Genomic DNA, 22,015 nt, shown 5'->3' on the forward strand with positions numbered 1-22,015 from the left:
GCTCAGATCCGCTGCGGCAGCGGGACGCCGGCGCGCGCGGCGGGTGTGACGACTATCACGACAACTTTTTTGGCTGGAATTGTGATCATGCCTGTTCGATGTTGGGCCGGAAAATCTTGAACCAAATGGGTGGTGGGCTCATCGTATGAAGGCGTAAAGGGACACGGGTTCACGAGCTGAAAGTCGAGTAAGCCACCGTGTCGCAATGGAGTGGAAATGCGACTCGGAAAAGCTGCCGTCTTCGGTCTCGTCGTCGGCGCCGTGACGGTGGGGCTCGCCGCGCCCGCGATGGCCGATCCCGGCGACGTGGTCGTTCAGCCGAAGCAGGCCCGGCCCGGCGACAAGATCACCGTCGTCGGCAAGAAGTGCACCGTCGAGGGGACGGCCGGCTCGCTGGCGTTCGTGGGCGGGGCCGTCCCGCTGAACGGCGCCGAGGAGGTCGACGGGCGGGCCGGCCTGGCGACCATCAAGAAGGACACCTACCCGGGCACGTACACCGTCCTGGTCAGGTGCGGCGCCCATAGGTCGGTCGGCGAGATCGTGGTCGTGGACGGCAAGGCGCACCCGAAGACGACGTCCGCCCCGAAGGGAGGCGCCGGGACCGGGTTCGGGGGCGGCACGGGCGGTGCCGACGCCGCGCTGCTCGCCGGTGGGGGCGTCCTGCTGCTCGGCGGGTTCGGCGTCGGCGCGATGGCGGTCCGCCGGCGCGGCAACGCCGCGTAACGACGGGAATTCCGGTGGCCGGTCCCTTTCGGCGACCGCCACCGGAGCCTTTCTCAGGAATGACAACTGTCAGTGGGCGGGTGAACGAGAAATGCGCGGGTTGGCGACGCTGACGGTCGCCCTGTTGGCCGCCGGACTCGCTCTGGTCTGGCTGGGGCTGCGCGGCGCGGACGGCCCGCCGCAGCCGCCCGCGTGGGCGGCGACGCCCCGGGCCGCCGAACATGGCGGGCCGGTGCTCGATCGCTCGGCGCCCGTCCAGGTGGCCGTTCCCTCGATCGGGGTCCGGGCTCCGCTGGCCCGGCTGGGGCTGGCGGGTGACGGCTCCGTCCAGGTGCCGCCGGCCGATCGTCCGGACGAGGCGGGTTGGTACGGCGGCGGCCCCACCCCGGGAGAACGCGGCGCGGCCGTCATCCTCGGCCATGTCGACTCGGCGAAGGGGGCCGCGGTCTTCTACGAGATGGGACGGCTCCGGCCCGGACACCGCATCGAGGTGACCCGCGAGGACGGCCGGACCGCCGTCTTCACCGTCGAGTCCGTGGAACGCGTCTCCAAGGAGCGGTTCCCCACCGACCGCGTCTACGGCCCGCTCGACCACGCCGGGCTCCGGCTGGTCACCTGCGGCGGCTCGTTCGACCAGAGCAGGCGCAGCTACCGCGACAACATCATCGTCTACGCCGCCCAGACGGCGATCCGCCAGCCCCCTTCGCGGTGACCGCCGCGGCCCAGACCGCTTCGCGGTGACCGCCGCGGCGGTGTCGATCAGTGTGCGAGCAGCGGCTCGGTACCCTCGGCGTCCGCGCCGCTTCCCGTGCTCTCGGCGGCGGCCTGGGCCTTGGGGTTCGGGGTGTTCATCAGGACGGCGACGATCAGCGCGCCGGCCACGAGGATCCCCGCGGCCCAGACGCTCGCCGTCGAGAAGCCCTCCACCACCGCCTGCTGGGCGTTGGCCGGGCTCCTGCCGTGTGAGGCCAGGTAGTCCACGGTCGCGTTGGTGGCGATGGTGTTGAGCAGCGCGGTCCCGATCGAGCCGCCGATCTGCTGCGCGGTGTTGATGCCGGCCGAGGCCACGCCCGAGTCGCCCTGGTCGACGCCGTGGGTGGCGTAGTTGATGGCCACCGGCATGACCAGGCCCGCTCCGAGGCCGAACAGGAGCTGCACGACCAGCAGGCCGCCGGCGTAGGAGGTGCCGGGTTCCAGGGTGAGCATCCACAGCATGGAGACCGCGCCGATGAGCATGCCGGGGACGATCAGCACCCGCGGCGGGACCTTGGGCAGCAGCCGGGTCGTGAGCCCGCCGGCCGAGATCAGGACCGCCGTGGCCATCGGGAGGAAGGCCACGCCCGTCCTGATCGGCGAATATCCCTTGACGACCTGCATGTAGTAGGTGAGGAAGAGGAACGCGCCGAACATGCCGACGACGGTCAGGCCCACGGCCAGGTAGGCACCGCCGCGGGTGCGGCTGGCGATCACGCGCAGCGGCAGCAGCGGATGCGCCACCCGGCTCTCGACGACGCAGAACGCCGCGAGCAGCACCACGCCGGCGGCGAACAGGCCGATGACCGTCGCCGAGCCCCAGCCGTCGGACTCGGCGAGGCTGGTGGCGTACACGACCGCGACCAGCCCGCCGGTGACCAGCAGCACGCCGGGGACGTCGAACCGGGCCCTGCCCTCGTGCCGCGATTCGGCCAGCACCGCGTACCCGCCGATCGCCGCGACCACGGCGATCGGGATGTTGACGTACAGGCACCAGCGCCAGTCCAGGTAGTCGGTCAGCGCCCCGCCGGCCAGCAGCCCGACCGCGCCGCCCGCACCGGCGATGGCGCCCCAGACGCCGAACGCCTTCGCGCGGTCCTTCGGCTCGGTGAACGTCACGGTCAGCAGCGACAGCGCGGACGGGCCGAGCAGCGCGCCGAACCCGCCCTGCAGGGCACGGGCGAGCAGCAGCATCTCGAAGTTGCCCGCCGCGCCGCCGAGCGCCGACGCGCCGGCGAATCCGATCAGCGCGATCAGGAAGGTCCGCTTGCGGCCGGTGTAGTCGGCGATCCGGCCGCCGAGCAGCAGCAGGCTGCCGAACGCCAGCGTGTAGGCGGTGATGACCCACTGCCGGTCGCCGTCGGAGATCCCCAGATCCCGCTGCAGCGACGGCAGCGCGATGTTCACGACGGTGGCGTCCAGAATGATCATGAGCTGGGCCAGGCCGATGAAGAACAGCGCGGCCCAGCGGCTCGGGGCGACCGCCGGGCCCTGCGCCTTCGTGGTTGCCATGACTTCGTCCTCACTCGTCGAGTCGCGTGCCGCGCGGACCGTTCGCGCGGCGTCCTGACACCCACGAGATGCCGCCGACCCGGCCCCTGTGACAGCGCGGCCATGTGACCTGCGCCACCGGCCGGACGCCGCCGGGGATGTCACACAGTGCGTGGAGGCGTCGTCTAGTACGCATGGCACGAACAAGGACGAACACGCACCAATCGGCGAAGAGTCGACACGGTCCAGGGGACCGCATGGACGCCGCCACCAAGACGTTCATCACTCACCGCAACCTGCTCTTCACCGTCGCCTACGAGATGCTCGGCTCGGCCGCCGACGCCGAGGACGTCCTCCAGGAGACCTGGCTGCGGTGGGTGGGCGTCGATCTCGACACGGTGCGGGACCAGCGGGCCTACCTGGTCCGGATCGCCGCCCGGCAGGCACTGGGCCGGCTGCGGACACTCGTCCGCCGCAAGGAGTCCTACGTCGGCTCATGGCTGCCCGAGCCGCTGCTCACCGCACCCGACGTGGCCGCCGACGCCGAGCTGGCCGACAGCGTCTCGACGGCGATGATGCTGGTGCTGGAGACGCTGGCGCCGACCGAGCGCGCGGTGTTCGTGCTGCGCGAGGTCTTCGACCTCGGCTACGACGAGATCGCCGGAGCCGTCGACAAGAACCCCGCCGCGGTCCGCCAGATCGCCCACCGGGCACGGGCGCACGTCGCCGCGCGCCGGCCGCGCGACGTCGTCTCCCCGGACCAGACCCGGGCCGCGCTCCGGGCCTTCCAGCGGGCGGTCGAAACCGGCGACCTGAAGGACCTGCTCGACATCCTCGCCCCGGACGTCGTCGCCCTGAGCGACGGCGGCGGCATCCGCCGCACCGTGCCGCGCCCGATCGTGGGGGCCGGCAAGGTGAGCCGCCTGATGGCCGCCGGGCTCGGGACGCTCCGCGCCGAGACCTCGTTCGAGCCGGTCCAGGTCAACGGCCGGCCGGGCCTCATCATCCGGCTGGACGGAAAGATCGACACCGTTGTGACGATGCGGGTCGAGAACGGCCTCGTCACCGGCTTCTACTTCGTCCGCAATCCCGAGAAGCTGTCGCGAGTGCAACGCGAAACCGCCCTGACCCGCTGAACGTCCGCGACCCCAGGGATGCCAGAGGGCCAGGCGCAGAGGCGGGAGACCCCTGTCTCGGCCCCGGCCGGCCGGGGGGGGCTAATCGGCCGCGGTGTCGAGGTCGCCGGCGATCGTGTCCGGCGCACGCATGCGCCAGGCGTCGGTGATGAGCTCTTCCAGACGGTCGCGGTCTACTTTGTCCAGCCACAGCATGACCAGAGGCATCCCGTCGTAGGCGGGTGTGGTGAAGAAGCGTTCCGGCTCACCGAGCAGCAAAGCCTGCTTCTCCGCCTCGTCGCCGACGTACAGTACGGCGACGTCGGTCCGGATGACGCGCGGCTTGCCCGGCCTGCGCTCGGGATAGGACCAGACGAACCCTTTGCCGCCGACCCGGAAATCGAAGCCGTCGCTGTCGATCTCAACCACGTGAGGCAGCGCGGACGCCAACCGGCGAACATCTTCGGCGTCAGCCATCCTGGACACTCCCAGACACCGGCTTCTGGACATACGAAGGCTATCGAACCGCGAAACGGTCCCGATCAGCCAGCCCGGAGTGCTCTCTGCCGAGAGTGGGCTTCTACAGGTAGTGAACGAGGTCGGGGAGCGTCTTCGGTGCCAGGGGAACGCGCAACGCATAAACCAGTGCGGTGACCGATACGCCAGCGTGGTAGGCGGCGACGGCACGATGGGTGCCGTCGAGAATCAGGGCACGCTCGCCGTCCACCGCCAGAGCAGGCACGACGAGTTGGACGGGCTCCGTTTCCGTATGGAAACGGCGAATGAGAAGGTCGAGCCGGTCAGCGCGGTCGCGGTCCCATCGCTTGAGGTTCTCGGACGCCAGCCGCACCGTGTGGGCCACCGCTTCGAAATCGTCCCACTCGCATTGCCGTCCGGCCGAATCCGTGTACCAAACGGTGTGCAGGTCTCCGAGCTTTTGACGTGAGGTACTGAAGCGTTCCTCGACTCGCTGCCGGGGGTCTCCGAGCTGGTCGGGCGACAGCTGCGCGCGCACGTGCCGGTCAAGGAAGAGCTCAGCGAACTGTGAAGTGTTGATGGCGCGCCTTCCTCACATCCGGGCTTTGATCGAGGCGGCCAGCCCGCGCAGGCGTTCGGCCTCGTCGGTGGTGACGCCGGGGATCGCCGAAAGCTCGGTGAACACCTGCACGAGCTTAGGGTGATCGGAGCCGTACGTTCGCTCGACGATCCGTCGCGCGCGGAGCAGGACGTCGCGCGCCTGGTCGGCGTGGCCCGCCGCAGCCAGGACCGGGCCGTAATCGACGAGGATCTCCGCCACGTAGGGATGATCCGCGCCGTAGATGCTCTCGTAGAGGCGCTCGCCGTCGCGCAGCAGCCGTTGAGCGCGCTCTGTTTCGCCTTGCCTCGCCAGCACCACGGCGTAGAGCCTCTCTGCGGCGACGGTGCTCGGATGATGCCCCAGGGTGTCGCGGTACGTGGCCACGACAGGCTCGAAGATGCGCCGGGCCGCCTCCAGGTCGCCGAGCCAGCACAGGGCGCTCGCCAGCGTCTTTCGATGCTCCATCACCGTGAAGTGGGTGTCGCCGAGACGACCGGCCAGTGTGTCGCTGATGTCAGTCAGGCGCCGGGCGGCATTGCGCAGCAGCTCGCGGTCGTCCACGACGCGTCCGAGGTCGGTTTGGACGAACGCCAGGTTCCCCTCCGCCGCCAGCGTCTGGTCGTCGTTCTCGCCGAACAGCCGACGGGAGCCGTCGACGACGTCTCCCAGCGTCTGGACCGCGTCCCGGAAACGGCCCAGACGCCACATGACCATGCCGCGCGCGCCGTCGATCTCGGTGAGGCGGGCGTCTTCGGCGTCGCCCGCGGTGATCAGCACGTGCCGTCCGCGTTCCGCCGCCTCGAACGCCTCGTCCAGCTCCGAGAACTCGATGAACACCATGCATTTCCAGAGCAGGAACCTGTAGAGGGCGGCGCTGTCGGGGCCGTCGAGCTGCGTCTGGATCTGCAGGGCGGTCGTGACCGCCTGCCGTGCGCCGACGATGTCGGCTCGCCGGTACAGGGTGATGCCGAGGCACAACTGGGTTTCGGCTACTTCAGTGCTGCGCTGCCCGTGGGCGTTTTCACGCAGCTTCAGGGCGGTCGACAGTGGCTTCAATGCCTCGTCGTAGCTCGACCGTTCGACGAGGTAACGGCCGGTGTGATGCAGCAGCCGCCCCAGCGCAATTTCTGTATCGGCCTCTATCGAGGTCCCGGGCGAGACTCGTTCGAGTCGGTGGACGTTACTGTGCAGCGCCATTACATGGGGCAGCAGCCGCGAGCAGGTGGGCCACTGGAGGCGATCCGCAACATTCTCGGGAAACAGATGGTCTAAGAACCCCGCGGCGATCCCCAGCCAGCACGCGGAGAGGGCGGGACCCATGTCGCGGCGGACCACGCTCTGGACGAGCCGATGCACCTCGGCGGTGCCCGCCCTGCCTCGGATCAGCGAATAGCGGCGCAGGCGCTGGACGGCGAGGTCGTACGCGACGGGATCTTGGGCTACCGGCGCGAGATGGCCGGGCAGGTCGTCGATTCCTTCCCCCGCGAGATCACGCGACAGCCCTTCGGGCGCCAGCATCGCCCACAGCCGCATGAGATCGAGCGTGATCGGATCTTGTTCGGTGACGCGGCGCAGCGTCAGGTTCCAGGTCATCGCGGCCGGCTGGACGTTGTCGGCCGGTTGGAACCGGGTGAGCACGTCCTCCAGGGAGTCCTCCAGCAGCTGCCGGTAGGCGGCGAGATCGGTCGCCGCCTGCCGGACATAGGCGACGGCGTGGCTCAGCGCGAGCGGGAGCTGCCCGAGCAACTGCGCGACCCCGCGAGCCGACTCCCGGTCGTCATCGCCGGTGCCATGGCACAGCATGTGGACGGCCTGGTCGTCGGACAGCGGCGGGATCTCCACGAGGGCTCCGGCGGGAACCAAACCGAACCAGTCCGCCAGCCGGGAAGTGATCAGGACGTGCCCGCCGTCCGCGCTCGGCCAGAGCCGCCGCAGGTCCTCGACCGAGTCGGCGTTGTCGTAGATCAGCAACCACGGGCCCCGCTCGCGCAGCGCCCGGCGCAGTTCGGCGATGAGAAGGTCGGTGTCCGCCTGTTCCGGGACGCCGAGCTCCAAGGCGAGTCGCACCAGCCCGGCCCGCAGGGAGGTGGGCCGGTCCGCGGTGATCCACCAGATGATGTCGTAGTGGCGGCGGTAGCGGTGGGCGTAGCTGACAGCGAGGCTGGACTTGCCGACGCCACCCATCCCGAGGACGGCGGCGACGGACACGCCGTGGTCGTCCTCGCCCTGGCGCAGGAATCGGGCGCGCAAGTCCCGGATCAGCGCGTCACGCCCGACAAGGGCCGGATCGTGAGCCCCGAGGTTGCTGATCGTCGGGCCACCACGGGGGAACGGAGTGCCGTCCTCAGACGGCAGCGCAGGCGTGTCGGGCAGGTCGTGCTCAGCCAGCACACCGAGTGCGGTCAGCTCGCGGAGCAACAGCGTGCAAGCGGTTCCCTCGTCAAGGTGGGCCATGTCGAGGACGACGGCGCCGGCCAGTTCCGACGGCGTTTCGCAGTCCTCGACGCGCACCGCGATGAGCCTGTCGGCGTCCGGCTGGACCTGGCCGAGGGCGGGCGCCGGCAATGCCTCCCAAGTCGCCGACAGCACGCAGATCGTCCAGGTGGGCAGGCGGGTCAGGGCAAGTGCGGGCGGGTCAGGCACGCCGCAGGTCTCCACGCGGGTACGTGCGACCGTCCGCAGGCAGGCGCCGATCCACCCACCGTAGGTCGCATCGGCCGGATGGACGAACACGCACAGCGACCGCACCGGGCGTGCGGGATCCGGCGTCGCCTGCCGGGTCCGGCGGCGCCGATGCTGTGCGATGCCCAGGTAGGTGCTGCCGCCCGCGACCACTGCGCTGAACACGCTGAGCGCGAACGGCCCTGCCCCCGACAGCCCTTGAGCCGCGATTCCCGCGAGCGTGCCCAAGCCGATCACGGCTCCGCCGAGAGAGGAGACCCCGTGGACCTGGCTCGCCCGACGCAGCCGACCTGGAGACGGAATGTCCGGCTCGCCGGTGTCGTCGGGTGACTCGCTGGTGCCTTCGCGCAAAGTCGTCTCCGCCCCGGGGCGAAACAGGGACCGGTACTCCGAAGTTCGGACGCGGCCAGCTCCCGGTCGGTTCGCCGCCGTCACGAATATCGTGGTGACGTGAAGGCGCGGAAAGCAGGACCGACGGCGGATGCGGGGAGCCCCATCGGGCTCGTCGCGGCGCTCCGGGAGCAGATCGCGCAGGTGGACCGGCGGGTGGCGCTGAGCGGCGGCCTGGACGCGGACGATCGCAAGCAGATCCGGTCGGCGGCCGACCTCGCGGAATCGTTGTGCCGCACGCTCGATCTTGGGTCGTTCGGCGGCGTCCTGACCGACAATTCGGCACGTCCGCAACTGGTCCTGGCGTTCTCGTCGCCCGATCGGGGCGACATGGTTCTGAAGGTCTACGGCAAGCAGCGGCCCGGTGAGGCTCAGGCGCTGCGGCTATGGGCACGCCACGGCCTGCCCGCCCCGGTGGTGGTGGAGAGCGGCGACGATCCGTCCACCTGGCTACTGATGACGCGGGTCGACGGCGCCACCTTCAGCCGGGGCGACCTGGACGACACCCACGCACTGATCTCGCTGACGCGGAAGGTCGCCGACGTGATGGCGCAGGCGCACGCCCTCGACGGCTCCGGCGTGAGCTGGGCCCGTCCGCTCGCTCCCACCCTCACCACGTACCTGGAAGCGTCGGTCGCCGCCCTCATCGCACACGGCTACAAACTGCCAAGCCACTGGCGGGAGGCCGCCTCACTCTATGGACGCGGACCGGTGACGCTGCTGCACGGCGATCTGGGGCTGGGCAACGTCATGCGCGCCCGCAACGGCACGCTGTGCCTGCTGGACCCCAGCGCCTACCGAGGGCACGCCGCATTCGACGCGGCCCGCTGGTGCGCACGCATCGCCGGCCCGGACCGGGTCGAGGCAGCGCTGGCGGCGTGGCTGGAGGCCGAACCGACCATCGACACCACGCTTGTGCGAACGCTGCTGGGACTGGAGTTGCTGCTGCAAGCAGGCGTCCGGGAGGCGGTAAAGCGGCAGCAGGGCAGACAGAGTGACGGACGCGATGCCGTCACTCACGCATTCCTAACCGAGGCCGACCGCTACCTACGCAGGACCTGACCTGACCTGACCCACCGGCCTCTCACACAAACGAAAACCGCCCACGGCTGCAAATACGGTGCCTGTTACGGCCAGCACCCTCACGCGCGTCCTTCGTGCTGTCCACGCCGACCAACGCCCCCGGAAGCCGTCAACCTGCGCCGAAACAGCCCCACCATTCCGCGTCGGCCGACGAGCGCCCGCCATGAAGTACGACACCACACCAGACGGCAGCAGCAAGCGAGAGCTGTCCAACTGGCATCAGGCGGGGTGTGCCGATGATGGCGAGCGCGGGCTGGCTGGTTCGGCGGCAGTGCCTCGTGGTAACGATGGCGAGCATGAGCGAGACGCCCATCCCATACGCCGGTCACCACGACGGCCCCACGCGGGTTCTGCATCTCCACACGCGCCGCGGGGTAGTCGCCAAGGCCGGAGTCACCGTCGGTATCGACGGTGCCCACTACCACCAGCGTTGGGGGAGGGCGGCCTTCGAGATCCCGGCGGACAGGCCGGTGCACGTCGCCGTGTCGCAGGGAGGCGGTCAGGTCGGCGTCGCCGCCGCGGTCCTCACTCCTGAGCAGCCATCTGAGCTGGAATACCGTGGCCCTGCGGCCCTGTACCTCGCGGGCACCATCGGAGCTCCCGGCACCGTGAAGCAGCGGGGCTGCCTGCTCCAACTCGCGATCGTCACTCTCGTGCCCCTCATGGCGCTGGCGCTTGTGATCGCGATCGGCATCCTTCTGACCCGATGACCGCCGACCCGGCCTTGATGCGCACCCCGCCGCAGACTCGGGACCGCGGCTCATGCCGCGTTCGGTGGGCTCACCGCCGACCTAGTTGCGGCTTACGATTCGAGTTCGTCGCATTCGTCGCAGAAGGCAAACCAGCCTTCTAGTTCGTTCAGTTTCGCGCGTTAAGGCGCGAGCACGTCGCGGTCCTTCGCGGACGAAACCCGGCTATGGGGCGGTTGAGCCGCTCGCTGGTCCGGCATGGATGCGCAAAACCACGTTGTTCCCAAGGCTCGGGTCAGTGCGAGTGCTGAGTCCGAGTTGCACGATGCGGCCGTCGCGAGGATGCCACGGACGGTCGGGCGCTGTCCTGCCGAGAACCTTGCCGAGAGCGTCGATCGTCGGTTTCCACAGATTCGGCCATTGCCGACGGGGGCCGACGACGAAGCCGATGTGCAGCCGCAGGGGCCCGTCCGGCAAAGGGAGGGCCCTGGCAAGCTGCTCATCGATCTGCTCTTTGAAAGCCGCTGTACCAGCGGACGCAGTGGTGCGGACGTCGAAAACGTGAGGCCAGGCAGTGTCGGGCGAGGCTGGCACCGCGGCGACTACGGCGAGATGAGAGGCGGAGCTGTGCCGTTTGGTGCCCCAAACCGACACGAACGTCCGGCCGCTCCTGCTCAGCCGGGTGACGAGCGGGAACAGATAGTTGTCCAGGTCGTGCTGGTCCAGCAGAGGCGTGGTTTCGGGCAGCCCCACGTCCAGTCGCAACGCGGCCAATCCGGCAAGCCGACCGAACTGAGGGTCGCAAACCTTCACGGCTTCGCTGAGAAACTCCTCCAGCCGCACCTGGCTGGAGGACCCGGCGGCATCCCAGCTTGCCAACTGCGGCCGAACCCCGAGTTCCTTCTGGCCCTTTTCCGGAAAGCTGTACATCGGCGTCGTCACATCCATGGCGCGGACAGTACCTCGTGGCTCGGACGGGAACCGGGCCGTTAACGCGGCGAGGTCTTCCCGCTCAGCGACTGAGCCCGTCCAGAGGACGATCGCCGGGTCACCACACCACAGCCTGAGCGGTCAGCCTGCGCCACTGCCACCACCACTCGAGGATCCTGCTCCGCCGCGGGAGCAGGGACATTGACCAGGTGTGTAGCCGATCCGGTCAGTTACATCCGAATCTGGGTGGCGAGGGCGTCGCGGGTGACGCCACGGCCGCGACGCTCGGGCGCGGGATGACGGCAGGTGGCAGCCGGTGGTGTTGTAGAAGTCCATGCTCGCGCAGCCGAGGGTGATGCGCCTTGCTCGGCGGGACGAGTACCTGCCGATCGGCCCGTACGTCGCGCTGGTGATCGCGCCCAACGGCAGCCTGGTCGTGGCTCCCCCGATCCAGCCCCGTGGAGGCCGGCCCGCGTGTCCGCTCCCGCGCCGCGGCCATTCCGCCCGCGAGGGTGGCGGCCCGGCCCACCACGCTCGCAAGGACGGCCCCGGTTGGCTCGGCCCCGTCCGTCGGTCAGAGCAGTGATGCGCAGAGGGACTTCCCCTTCTAGCCGCCAAGCCCTTCTGGCCGCCAAGCCCTTCTGGCCGCCAAGGCCGTCAGGCCGCCAAACCCCTTCGGCCCCGCCGTTTCGCAGTCTGCTTCAAGACCGCCGGTCATGGGCTCGCCGACCACCGTTGTCACTGGCTCATGGGTGGCGCAAGGCCGACCAGAGACCCAGCAGGTTCAGTGCCCGCCACTCAAACCACCGGTCGTCGCCCGATCTCACCCCCCCCGCTGGACGGTCGTTGCCAGGTCGGGGCGCCGGGCGTCAGTCCAGGGTGATGTCGAGGGCGCGGAGGCGGCTTGGGGCGGCGGTGATGTCGATGGCGGTGATCGTGGAGCCGGTGAAGGTGAACTGGATGACCAGGCAGAGCTGGCCGAGCGGGGCCATGACCAGCGCCGGGCCGCCGTCCACCAGGGCCGGGACGGTGAAGCGGGCGCGGGGGCCCGCGGCGAGGGCGCTCTTGGCCACGACCAGGGCGCCTTGGAGGGTGAGAGGTCCGGCGGCGCCGGTGACCTCCGGATCGGCGCGCAACTCGACCTGGGGATCGAGCAGCGTCAGCAGCGCCTCGAAATCTCCGGTCCGGGTCGCTGTCAGGTACGCCTGGACCGCTTGATGACGGCGGGCCGCGTCCGCAGTCCTCGTTCCGCCGCCGCCCCGGACCTTGGCGCGGGCCCGGCTGGCCAGTTGCCGAACCGCCGCGGTGTTGCGCTCCATCATGTGCGCGATGTCGCCGAAGCCCACGTCGAACATGTCGTGCAGGACGAACGAGACCCGCTCCGCCGGGCTCAGCCGGTCGAGGACGACCAGTAGCGCCAGCCCGATCGAGTCGGCCAGCTCGGCCTCCTCCTGCGGGACGCGGTCGTGGTCTGCCGCGCCGAGCCAGTCGGAGGTGAAGCTCTCCAGCGACTCCTCACGCCGGGTCTGCCGCGCCCGCAGCAGGTTGAGGCAGACCCGGGTGACCACGGTGGTAAGCCAGGCCGCCAGGTTCTGCACCTGTGCCAGGTCGGCGCGGTCGTACCGCAGCCACGCCTCCTGGACGGCGTCGTCGGCCTCGGCGGCGGACCCGAGCATCCGGTAGGCCAGTGCCCGCAGCCGGGGACGCTCGGCCTCGAATCCGTCCAACGCCGAAGAATCTTGGGTCACCGTGTCACGTTCCTGCACTGTGCCGGGTCGTAGCCCTGTTACACCGTCAACCTACAAGAGGGAGATCAACCGATGTCCTCCACCATTCTGGTCACCGGCGGCACGGGGCTCTTGGGCGCGCAGGTGGTTCCGATCCTGCGGCGGGCCGGGTGCACGGTCCGGGTGCTGAGCCGGCATGACCGCGAACCCGCGGACGGCGTGCGGTACGTGGCGGTCGACCTGATGACGGGCAAGGGCCTGGACGCGGCGCTCAGCGGCGTGTCGACCGTGCTGCACCTGGCCGGAGGTCCCAAGGGCGATGACGTCAGCACCCGCAATCTGGTCCAGGCCGCCCAACGCGCCGGCTCCGTCGAACACCTGGTGCTGATCTCGGTCGTCGGCGCCGACGCCGTGCCGGTCGGCTACTTCGCCCGCAAGGCGGCGGCAGAGAAGATCGTGGCCGCCTCCGGAATCCCGTACACGATCCTGCGTGCCGCACAGTTCCACGAGCTGGCGCTGAAGACCGTGCGGGCGATGGCCAAGGCGCCGGTCCTGCCGGCTCCCGGCGGGATCCGCTGGCAGCCGGTCGCGTCCGGCGATGTGGCGGTCCGGCTGGCCGAGCTGACTCTGGGCGCTCCGGCGGGGCGCGTCTCCGACCTGGTCGGACCGCGCGTCTACACCTTGGAGGAGCTCCAGCGCGGCTACCTGGCCGCGGTGGGCAAACGCCGGATGAGGCTCCCGATCCGCGTCCCCGGCAAGATCGGCAAGGCCTACCGATCGGGAGCCAACCTCAGCCTGGACGCCCCCGTCGGCAGCCACACCTGGGAGGAGTTCCTCACCGCCCAGGCCGTCGACTCCTAGGCGCCTGCCCGAGCGGGTTGCCTGTTCGGCAATCCCAGCCGTGGCGGCCGATCAGCTGTGGATCACCCCGCCTCGCAGGGCGGGCCCGGCGGTGATACGGCGCTCACCCGGTCCGCTGCAGGTAGCGCCCGCAGACCCCGGACGGGGCGATGATCAGGTCACCGCGCAAAATGGGTCAACGCCTCAGCATGGGTGTGCAGAGGCGCGGTCACCCCGGACGAGGATCTCTGCTCGGCGCGGCGCGGCGCGGCGGGCTCGGGCACCGGAGGCCGGACGCCGGTTCGTTCCGGTGCGACTACGGCCGCCGCACCGCGCGCCGCCCCGCCAGTTCCGTTAGATCTTGGACGAGTGACCGCGAGGGAGGACTCTTCATGGCGGAGCAGTTGACACGCGAGCAGATGATCGAACTGGTGGATCGGCTCCAGCGCGGCGAAGGAGACGAAGAGGAAGCGGACCGCTGGACCGAAGCGCTGGAACGCTTCTCCGGCGACCCGAACATTTCCGACCGCATCTTCTACCCGGAATCCGAAGATCTCAGCGCAGCGGAGATCGTCGATCAAGCCCTGGCCCACCAGTCCATCCCGCTGGGACCGACGTCAGACGCCAGGACCGACGAACCTGACCACTGAGCCCTATCTCGTATCTGCAAAGTCACCGAATCCCCGCATGCGCTGGCGCTGATTCTGCCGGATTCCCGGCACCACGAGAAATTGCCGATTGCGGTTACTGCGGCGGCAGTATTCGCGATCACGAGCTGAGAGCACGCGACCGAGGCCACGTCGCGACCGGCGGTCTGGCTACTCACCGTAATCGATGGTGCTCGTCGAACGCCAGGCGACCATGGGGGCTGGACTGTGCCGGTAGGTGTGTTCAGGGGGTTGCTGGTTTGCGAGCGGTGAGCAGGCGGGTCGGGACCCACGGACTGCCCCACCACGCGCGCCAGCCGAGGCCGCGCACGCGGATGTCCTGGGCGTCCAGCCGGGCCAGCACCGCAGCGTACTCGCGGGGGGTCCGCGCCAGGTCGGCGATCAGCAGGCGGCCGCCCGGCCGCAGCACCCGGTACGCCTCGGCGATCGCTTGGGCGCGGGCGTCCGCGCCGAAGATGGTGTGCACTGTCAGGCTGGACACGACCAGGTCGAAACTTGCCTCCGCGTACGGGAGTCTGCGCAGGTCGCCCCCTTGCACGTGAACGCGGTCGCCGACGCCTTCGGCGCGGGCGTTGCGCAGGGTCGCCGCCGGGGTGTTGCCGGACTGGTGGCGTCCGCGCCACAGGTCCACGCCGACCGCCCGGCCCTGCGGGAGGTGCCGGGCGGCGGCTAACAGGACGGCGCCGCGTCCGCAGCCGAGGTCGAGCAGCCGTTCGTCGCCACGCAGGTCCAGCTCGTCCAGCACGTCCCGCCAGACCAGGAACTTGCCGCGCAGCGTGGTGTGCAGGCTCAGTGCCAGGCATCCCGCCAGCAGGGTGCCGGAGACCAGCGCGGGCAGCGCGGCGGCCAGATCGGCGGTGGCCGCCATCACCAGCCCGGTTACCCAGAACCCCAGCACGACCAGGCCCACGAAGCCGAACCCGTAGGGCGCATCCATCCCGTACCGCGCGCCAGGCATCCCCGCCACTCTGCCACGAACCGGCCGCTCGGGGGCCGGCTATGACGGACTGGTCCATCGCCGACCAACTCGCCGCCGAGTACCCGACACCGCGGTGGCGCCGCCCCGGTCTTCATCCGCGACGGCGACGTGTGGACGGGCGCCAGGCTGAGCGCGTGCCCGGACCCGGCGCTCGCGCTGGTCGCCGACAACACGGGCAGGACGTCGCCCTGCGCGTGGCACGGCAGCTGGTGTTTACCTGAAACGGCCCGGCGGGCAGAGCCAGTTCAACCTTTCGCTCGACCCGGTCTCCAAGGTCATGGGACAAGCTGTAGTCCGCAACCGCGCCAGCGACGGCGTTCTCATCAAGGACCTCACCGAACCCGGTGGGCTCCACGTGCTGATCGGCCTTGCCGGGGCCGCCGCCGGCATCGTCATGCAGCTGCGCCAGGTGCTGACAAAGCCCGGCCGTGGCGCAGGGCGAGGCGTCGCTCACGGCCGATGTCATCATGCGGGTCATGGGGCGCCCGCGCCCTCGCAGCGCCCAGTCTGGTGTGGTCGCTGCCGGCCATCTTTCTTGTACGGAGACTCGTTCGGCCGGTGGAACGCAGTCGCGCTGGCGCTCGTGGTGGTGGCGGTCATCGCGCTCTGCCTGATCCAGATCCGGAGCGCCGGTGCCGCGGCGAGCCATGGCGACCCGATGATCATCATCGACGCGGCCTCACCGACGCCACCGTTCGAGCAAACTCCCAGGCCCAGCCGACGCGGCAGATCCAGGACCGCTCGCTCGCCGTCGATCCGCCGATAGGCGGAAGGTGTTCGAGCGCCGTACATCCGCCTGAGGCGGTATTAGAGCCGAAAATGAGAGCGCCTCTGACCGTGTTTGGCTGGTCAGAGGCTTGGTGGTGGGCAGGGGCGGGGTCGAACCGCCGACCTTCCGCTTTTCAGGCGGACGCTCGTACCGACTGAGCTACCTGCCCGGGACGTGCTGGTGCACGTCTGGGCGGTCCTGACGGGATTTGAACCCGCGGCCTCCACCTTGACAGGGTGGCGAGCACTCCTAGCTGCTCCACAGGACCTTGCTGCTCCGAGCTTAGCGGCTTCGGAGGGTGCTTGACGCTTGGCGACGTCCGAGAGCATACGCGATGGCCGAGGTGGTCGCCAACTCGTTAACCGCGGGCTGGAAGGGGAAAGAGCGTCACGGAGGGAAATCAGGGCGATACAGGTTTGTGGGGTTCGTTTCGCGTTATGCGGCGGGGGTTCCTAGTCTGTCTGGGTTGCGCAGCGGTGCGTGACCGGAGGGTTGCGCCGCTCCGGGAGGGGCGGCCACGGATGTGAGGAGGCCGCGTGGTCGCAAAGCTCCCAGACCAAGGTGCGGAGAGTTATCAGCGAGGGTTGGGGACGCGCCAGATCCAGATGCTGGCGATCGGCGGGACGATCGGGACCGGGTTGTTCCTGGGGGCCGGGGAGAACATCGCCAAGGCCGGGCCGAGCCTGATCCTCACGTACGCCGTCGCGGGGCTGGCGTTGTTCTTCGTCATGCGGGCGCTCGGCGAGTTGCTGACGTACCGGCGGGCGGAGGGAGGGTTCGCCGGGTATGCCCGGGAGTTCCTGGGGCCGTTCTGGGGATACGCCACGACCTGGACGTACTGGATCATCTGGGTCACGACCGGCATGGCGGAGCTGACCGCGGCCGGCACGTACATCCAGAAGTGGTGGCCCGGGGTCGAGCAGTGGCAGACGGCGCTGGTGGCGCTGCTGATCCTGTTCGTGGTGAACCTGATCTCGGTGAAGCTCTTCGGCGAGCTGGAGTTCTGGTTCGCCATGATCAAGGTCGCGGCGATCGTGATGATGATCATGGTGGGGCTCGGGGTGCTGGTCTTCGGGTTCAGCGACGCCGGGGAGACGGCGGCGGCGTCGAACCTGTGGGATCACGGGGGTGTCTTCCCCGAGGGATACAGCGCGACGATCATGACGTTGCAGATGGTGATGTTCGCGTATCTCGGCGTCGAGCTCGTGGGTGTGACGGCGAGCGAGGCGAAGGATCCCGAGCGGAACATCCCGCGGGCGATCAATGCGCTGCCGGTGCGGTTCGCGCTGTTCTACCTCGGGTCGCTGCTGGTCATCCTCGCGGTGGTGCCGTGGACGGCGTTCAAGGGCGGCGCGAGTCCCTTCGTCCTGGCGTTCGACAAGATCGGCATTCCGGGCGGCGGGGACATCGTGAACTTCGTGGTGCTGACGGCGGCGCTTTCGTCCTGCAACGCGGGCGGGCTGTATTCGACGTCCCGGATGCTGCGGACGGCCGGCGTGAACGGCGATGGGCCGAGGCTGCTGTCGCGGCTGAACGGACGGGGTGTTCCCGTGCTGACCGTCGTGATCTCGGCGCTGGTGATGGGCGTCGGGGTCGTGATCAACGCGGTGGTGCCGGAGAAGGCGTTCGAGTACATCACGTCGGTGTCGACCGGCGGCGCGCTCGCGGTGTGGACGGTCATCCTCGTCTCGCACATGATCTACCGGCGGAAGGCGAAGGCCGGCGTGCTGGCGAAGTCGTCCTACCGGATGCCGTGGGCGCCGTTCAGCAGCTGGGCGGTGCTGGCGTTCTTCGTGTTCGTCACGGTGACGATCGCGTGGGAGGCCGATACGCGGATCGCGCTGTACGTGATGGCGGCGTGGGCCGTGCTGGTCGTGGCCGGGTGGCCGTTCGTGCGGCGCGCCTCGCAGGACGCGGTCGGTGTGAAGGTCGCCGTGGAGACGGAGGGTACGAGCGCCTGACGGGCACTGCCGTGGGATGATCCCTCTGGGCGGTTCCATCCCTCCGGAGGCGCACGTGACGAGCATGCTCGAGATCCGCGTGCGCTGGGTCCTGCTCGTGGTGGTCGGCGTCGCCAACGCGGTCGGCTCCGTGGTGGTGCTGCTGTTCGCGACGTTCGTCGTGCCGGATCCGCCGCTGGACGATCGCGACTACGCACATCTGGTGAACGCGGTCGCGTTCTTCAGCTATCCGGTGGTCGCGGTGCCGGTGGCGCTGTTCTGGGGGTTGTGGCTGTGGCGGCCTGTCGTCTCGCTTGTGCGGGACGGAGGGACGCCCGATCGGCAGCAGCGGCGCGCGGTGCTCCTTGGACCGTTGCGGTTGACCCTTCTCATCGGTGCGTTGTGGGTGATCGGGGCGCTGGGCTGGGCGGTGCTCGATCTCGTGCTGTTCACCGGACGGCTGGCGGTGAAGACCGGCCTGACGTGCTTGCTGGGTGCCGCCACGACCTGCACGATCGTCTATCTGTTGTCGGAGCGGCTGCTGCGTCCGGCGGCGGCGCTGGTGCTGGCGGCGGAGCGTCCACGGAAGATCCGGCTGCCGGGGGTCACGACGCGGGTGATGCTCGCGTGGGCGCTGGGGACGGCCATCCCGGTGTTCGGGCTGATCTGCGTCGCCGTCGCCGCGCTGGCCGCGCCGGACATCAACGTCGACCAGCTCGCCATCACGATCCTCGGGCTCGGCGGCGCCGCGCTCGTCGCCGGCGTCTATGTCACTTATATGGCGACACAGGCGATCGCCGATCCGATCCGGGCCGTCCGCAAGGGCATGGCGCAGGTGGAGCGCGGCGACCTCGGCGCGGAGGTCGACGTGTACGACGCGAGCGAGGTCGGGCAGCTGCAGGCCGGCTTCAACCACATGGTGGCCGGGCTCCGTGAGCATGAGCGGCTGCGCGACCTGTTCGGACGGCACGTGGGGGAGGAGGTCGCCGACCTCGCGCTGGAGCGCGGCGACATCACGCTCGGCGGGGAGACCCGCGAGGTGGCGGTGCTGTTCGTCGACCTCACCGGCTCCACGAAGCTGGCGGACACGCGGAGCCCGGACGAGGTCGTCGGGCTCCTGAACCGGTTCTTCGGCGTCGTGGTGACGGTGGTCGCGGGGCACGGCGGCTGGATCAACAAGTTCGAGGGCGACGCGGCCCTCGCGATCTTCGGCGCGCCGACGCAGCTGGAGGACTCGGCGGGCGGGGCGCTCGGCGCCGCCCGGGAGCTGGCGCGGCGGCTGCGGGCCGAGGTGCCGATGCTGGACGCGGGGATCGGCGTGTCCGCGGGCCCGGTCGTCGCCGGGTACATCGGCGCGGAGGAGCGGTTCGAGTACACGGTGATCGGCGACCCGGTGAACGAGGCGGCCCGGCTCAGCGACCTGGCGAAGGGGACGCGCGGGAGGGTGCTGGCGTCGGCGACCGTCCTGGATCTGGCGCATCTCGCTGAGGCGGACGAATGGGACCTCGGACGGTCGGTGACGCTGCGCGGCCGGAGCCGTCAGACCCGGCTGGGGACGCCTCGCGCACGCACGTCGGTGATTCCGCTGCCGAGGTCGTCGTCCGGGACGGACGGTCCAGGGGAACCGGTGGAGGCGGGGACGCCCGCGGGGCGGGCGTTCATCCGCCGTGTCCGGGTGCCGCGTCCGCTGCGGCGGAGCCGGAAGCTCCTGCTCGGGGCGCTGATCCTGTCGAAGGCGGCCAGGGGCGCGCGGACGGACGACAAGCCCGACGAGCCGGAATCCGGCCCGGGCGGCGCCGTCCATTTCTGATCAAAAAGTCGTGTCCGGACCGTGCCGGATAGGCGACGATGCGTATCGTCCCCGGCTGTACACGGTCTGCTACCGGCCCGTAACTCCCGTGTCACCGGATCGTCCGAGGGTTGGGAGCGAAAGGCCTCGGCTCCGAGGTTCCGCACTCCCTGCCCCGTGGTCCAAGGTCCGAAGTTCGTGACCTCCTGGCCCCGAAAAGCCCCCGAAGGCTCCCGAAAGGCTCCCGAGAGGTGAAGATGCACCGACGGAATCGTCTCGCGCTCATCGCCGTCACCGCTTCGACGGCGATCATCGTCCCGGTGATGCCCGCCGCCGCGGACACCGGCCCAGGTTCGTCCTCGCGGTCCGGCGCCCCGGAACCCCACCCGCGCGCTGGCACCGCGCACGGCGCCGCCCCGCACGGCGCCGCCGCGTATGCCGCTGATGTCACGAATGTCGCGCATCGTGGCGCGTCCGCGTATGCGCCGGAGAACACGATCGCGGCGTTCACGTTGGCCGTGTCCCAGCGCGCGGACGTGTTCGAGCTCGACGTCCAGGAGTCCAAGGACCACAAGCTCGTGATCATGCACGACACCACGCTCGCCCGGACGACGAACGTCGAGCAGTTGTACCCCGGCCGCGGGCCCTGGAAGGTCTCCGACTTCACCCTCGCCGAGATCCGGAAGCTGGACGCGGGGTCCTGGTTCGGCACGAAGTACAAGGGTGAACGCGTCCCGACGCTGGACCAGACGCTGAGCGTCATGCGCGACCGGGGTCTCGGGCTCCTGGTGGAGATCAAGAGCCCCAACCTCTACCCGGGCATCGAGAAGCGCGTCGCCGCGGCCCTGGAGCGTTCGCCGTCCTGGCTGCGGCCCGACCCGGCGGAGCGCCGCCTCGCCGTCCAGTCGTTCGACTGGGAGTCGATGCGCCGCTTCCACTCGGTGCTGCCCAACGTTCCGATCGGGCTGCTCGGCACACCGAAAGCCGAGGAACTGCCCGAACTGGCCTCCTACGCCGACCAGATCAACCCGACCTATCGCGACCTGTCCGCGTCCTACGTGAAGCAGGTGCACGCGTCCCGCATGGACCTGCTCACCTGGACGGTCGACGACAGCGGCGACATGAAGAAGGCCGTCCAACTCGGCGTGGACGGCGTCATCACCAACAAGCCGGACGTCCTGCACCGCGTCCTGACCGAGACCACCGCCCCCACCCGCTCAGCCGCCTAACCCACTCGCCTAACCCACCGCACGCTCAGTGGCCTGGTCTGCCACTCGCTCAGTCAGTGGCCTGGTCTGCCACTCGCTCAGCGGCCTAGCCTGTTCGCCTGCTCAGCTGTCTGAGCTGGGTGGCGGGGTTGGGGTCAGGTGGTCGCGGGCGCGGGTGATCAGGGCGCGGGCGGCGGGGCTGCGCGGGCCCTCGGTGCGCCAGGCGAGCGCTATCCGGCCGGTGAGCCGGGGCCGGACGATCGGCATCGCGTGCAGGTCGTCCGGCCGGGCGCGGGCGGCGGACTCGGGCAGGACGGCCACGCCCAGCCCCTGCGCGGCCAACTGCGCGAGCACGGGCGGCTCACCCGCCTCGAACGCGACGCGCGGGCGGAGACCGGCGTCGGCGCACGCCACGTCCAGGACGGTCCGCAGCCCGGTGCCCTTCGGCAGGCAGATCAGGTCCTCGCCGGCCAGGGCGCGCAACGCGATCGTGGACCGCCGGGTCAGCGGATGCCCGTGCCCGACGGCCGCGTAAAGGTCCTGCTCGATGACGACGCGGGTCGTGATTCCCTCGGGCGGTTCGGAGCCCATGCTGAGGAACGCGAGATCGATCCGTCCGTCCCGCAGGCCGCCGGTCAGGGTGTCGGCCTTCTCCTGGACGACCGTGATCTCCACGTTCGGATGGTCTCGGTGGAAACCGGCGAGCATGCCCGGAAGGTCGAGGGACTGGATCCAGTCGACGGTGCCGATCGTGACATGCCCGCGCAGCAGGCCCGTCAGCTCGTCCACCGACAGCCGCGCCCCCTCGACCGCCGCGAGCGCCGCCCGCGCGTAGGGCAGGACGGCCTCGCCGACCTCGGTCAGCCGGACGGTCCGCCCGGACCGGTCGAACAGCGGCTGGCCGAGTTCCCGTTCGAGCTGCCTGATCTGGGCGCTCACGCCCGGCTGAGCGACGTGCAGCCGGGTCGCGGCCTTGGTGAAGCCGGCCTCTTCCGTCACCGCCACGAAGTACTCAAGCTGGCGCAGCTCCATAACCCGCGATGCTAACAGCGCGCTTGTCCAGCGCCAGGGCTTCTGGACTGGCCGGGGCAGGCCACCGGCACGGCACACCATTTCTTTGGCCTCTCTTGGGCGCTCTGCGGCTGTTCAGAGGACTGATTC

At 70.0% G+C, this 22,015-nt stretch carries 18 protein-coding genes and 2 tRNA genes; 10 read left to right on the forward strand and 10 right to left on the reverse strand.

The window, feature by feature from the left end; all coding sequences use genetic code 11:
* Positions 1 to 216: 216 nt before the first annotated feature.
* Positions 217 to 723 (forward strand): hypothetical protein, encoded by a 507-nt coding sequence (locus tag ACH35V_RS01290; RefSeq protein WP_395969621.1) that lies wholly within the window; start codon positions 217 to 219, stop codon positions 721 to 723.
* A 91-nt stretch (positions 724 to 814) separates the two neighbouring features.
* Complete coding sequence (locus ACH35V_RS01295) at positions 815 to 1,435, forward strand: class F sortase (protein ID WP_395969622.1); 621 nt, start codon at positions 815 to 817, stop codon at positions 1,433 to 1,435.
* A 47-nt stretch (positions 1,436 to 1,482) separates the two neighbouring features.
* Here the strand turns inward: ACH35V_RS01295 and ACH35V_RS01300 are convergent, their stop codons facing one another.
* Complete coding sequence (locus ACH35V_RS01300; protein WP_395969623.1) at positions 1,483 to 2,988, reverse strand: MFS transporter; 1,506 nt, start codon at positions 2,986 to 2,988, stop codon at positions 1,483 to 1,485.
* A 236-nt stretch (positions 2,989 to 3,224) separates the two neighbouring features.
* Here ACH35V_RS01300 and ACH35V_RS01305 point away from each other — a divergent pair, with 236 nt between their 5' ends.
* Positions 3,225 to 4,103: an RNA polymerase sigma-70 factor gene (locus tag ACH35V_RS01305; protein ID WP_395969624.1), complete on the forward strand. Its 879-nt coding sequence runs from the start codon at positions 3,225 to 3,227 to the stop codon at positions 4,101 to 4,103.
* An 81-nt stretch (positions 4,104 to 4,184) separates the two neighbouring features.
* Here the strand turns inward: ACH35V_RS01305 and ACH35V_RS01310 are convergent, their stop codons facing one another.
* The 3 genes from ACH35V_RS01310 to ACH35V_RS01320 all read right to left on the reverse strand — a co-directional run bounded on the left by ACH35V_RS01310 (position 4,185) and on the right by ACH35V_RS01320 (position 8,079).
* Positions 4,185 to 4,559: an MmcQ/YjbR family DNA-binding protein gene (locus tag ACH35V_RS01310; protein ID WP_395969625.1), complete on the reverse strand. Its 375-nt coding sequence runs from the start codon at positions 4,557 to 4,559 to the stop codon at positions 4,185 to 4,187.
* Between the two features lie 103 nt (positions 4,560 to 4,662).
* Entirely contained in the window at positions 4,663 to 5,097 is a 435-nt protein-coding gene (locus ACH35V_RS01315; protein ID WP_395969626.1) for a hypothetical protein, read from the reverse strand.
* A 54-nt stretch (positions 5,098 to 5,151) separates the two neighbouring features.
* Complete coding sequence (locus ACH35V_RS01320; RefSeq protein WP_395969627.1) at positions 5,152 to 8,079, reverse strand: tetratricopeptide repeat protein; 2,928 nt, start codon at positions 8,077 to 8,079, stop codon at positions 5,152 to 5,154.
* Positions 8,080 to 8,292: 213 nt separating this feature from the next.
* On the opposite strand from ACH35V_RS01320, the gene ACH35V_RS01325 reads away from it, so the two are divergent.
* Together ACH35V_RS01325 and ACH35V_RS01330 are read left to right on the forward strand one after the other, a co-directional pair.
* Positions 8,293 to 9,294 carry a phosphotransferase family protein gene (locus ACH35V_RS01325; protein ID WP_395969628.1) on the forward strand — a complete coding sequence of 334 codons (1,002 nt, stop codon included), beginning with the start codon at positions 8,293 to 8,295 and terminating at the stop codon, positions 9,292 to 9,294.
* A 317-nt stretch (positions 9,295 to 9,611) separates the two neighbouring features.
* Positions 9,612 to 10,025, forward strand: coding sequence for a hypothetical protein (locus ACH35V_RS01330; RefSeq protein ID WP_395969629.1), 414 nt, complete (start codon positions 9,612 to 9,614; stop codon positions 10,023 to 10,025).
* 204 nt (positions 10,026 to 10,229) lie between these two features.
* Here ACH35V_RS01330 and ACH35V_RS01335 read toward each other — a convergent pair whose 3' ends face one another.
* A complete protein-coding gene (locus tag ACH35V_RS01335; protein WP_395969630.1) occupies positions 10,230 to 10,952 on the reverse strand; it encodes a hypothetical protein in 723 nt (240 codons plus the stop codon).
* An 851-nt stretch (positions 10,953 to 11,803) separates the two neighbouring features.
* Positions 11,804 to 12,661, reverse strand: a complete 858-nt coding sequence (locus tag ACH35V_RS01340) for a sigma-70 family RNA polymerase sigma factor (protein ID WP_395969631.1) — start codon at positions 12,659 to 12,661, stop codon at positions 11,804 to 11,806.
* 93 nt (positions 12,662 to 12,754) lie between these two features.
* Here ACH35V_RS01340 and ACH35V_RS01345 point away from each other — a divergent pair, with 93 nt between their 5' ends.
* Both ACH35V_RS01345 and ACH35V_RS01350 read left to right on the forward strand, forming a co-directional pair.
* Positions 12,755 to 13,522, forward strand: a complete 768-nt coding sequence (locus tag ACH35V_RS01345; protein WP_395969632.1) for an SDR family oxidoreductase — start codon at positions 12,755 to 12,757, stop codon at positions 13,520 to 13,522.
* A gap of 371 nt (positions 13,523 to 13,893) precedes the next feature.
* Complete coding sequence (locus ACH35V_RS01350) at positions 13,894 to 14,151, forward strand: hypothetical protein (protein ID WP_395969633.1); 258 nt, start codon at positions 13,894 to 13,896, stop codon at positions 14,149 to 14,151.
* 241 nt (positions 14,152 to 14,392) lie between these two features.
* Here the strand turns inward: ACH35V_RS01350 and ACH35V_RS01355 are convergent, their stop codons facing one another.
* From ACH35V_RS01355 to ACH35V_RS01365, 3 genes are all read right to left on the reverse strand, one after another.
* Positions 14,393 to 15,127: a class I SAM-dependent methyltransferase gene (locus tag ACH35V_RS01355; protein ID WP_395969634.1), complete on the reverse strand. Its 735-nt coding sequence runs from the start codon at positions 15,125 to 15,127 to the stop codon at positions 14,393 to 14,395.
* Positions 15,128 to 16,009: 882 nt separating this feature from the next.
* A tRNA-Phe gene (locus ACH35V_RS01360) sits at positions 16,010 to 16,086 on the reverse strand.
* A gap of 24 nt (positions 16,087 to 16,110) precedes the next feature.
* Positions 16,111 to 16,185, reverse strand: a tRNA-Asp gene (locus ACH35V_RS01365).
* 316 nt (positions 16,186 to 16,501) lie between these two features.
* Here ACH35V_RS01365 and ACH35V_RS01370 point away from each other — a divergent pair.
* The 3 genes from ACH35V_RS01370 (at position 16,502) to ACH35V_RS01380 (ending at position 20,875) form a co-directional block, all read left to right on the forward strand.
* Positions 16,502 to 17,878, forward strand: coding sequence for an amino acid permease (locus ACH35V_RS01370; RefSeq protein WP_395969635.1), 1,377 nt, complete (start codon positions 16,502 to 16,504; stop codon positions 17,876 to 17,878).
* Positions 17,879 to 17,942: 64 nt separating this feature from the next.
* Positions 17,943 to 19,667, forward strand: coding sequence for an adenylate/guanylate cyclase domain-containing protein (locus ACH35V_RS01375; RefSeq protein WP_395971115.1), 1,725 nt, complete (start codon positions 17,943 to 17,945; stop codon positions 19,665 to 19,667).
* Positions 19,668 to 19,903: 236 nt separating this feature from the next.
* A complete protein-coding gene (locus ACH35V_RS01380; RefSeq protein WP_395969636.1) occupies positions 19,904 to 20,875 on the forward strand; it encodes a glycerophosphodiester phosphodiesterase in 972 nt (323 codons plus the stop codon).
* Positions 20,876 to 20,977: 102 nt separating this feature from the next.
* On the opposite strand, the gene ACH35V_RS01385 is transcribed toward ACH35V_RS01380, so the two are convergent.
* Positions 20,978 to 21,886, reverse strand: coding sequence for a LysR family transcriptional regulator (locus ACH35V_RS01385; RefSeq protein WP_395969637.1), 909 nt, complete (start codon positions 21,884 to 21,886; stop codon positions 20,978 to 20,980).
* Positions 21,887 to 22,015 lie beyond the last annotated feature (129 nt).

The organism is Actinomadura sp. 1N219 (genome assembly GCF_044326405.1).
Taxonomy (GTDB): Bacteria; Actinomycetota; Actinomycetes; order Streptosporangiales; family Streptosporangiaceae; genus Spirillospora.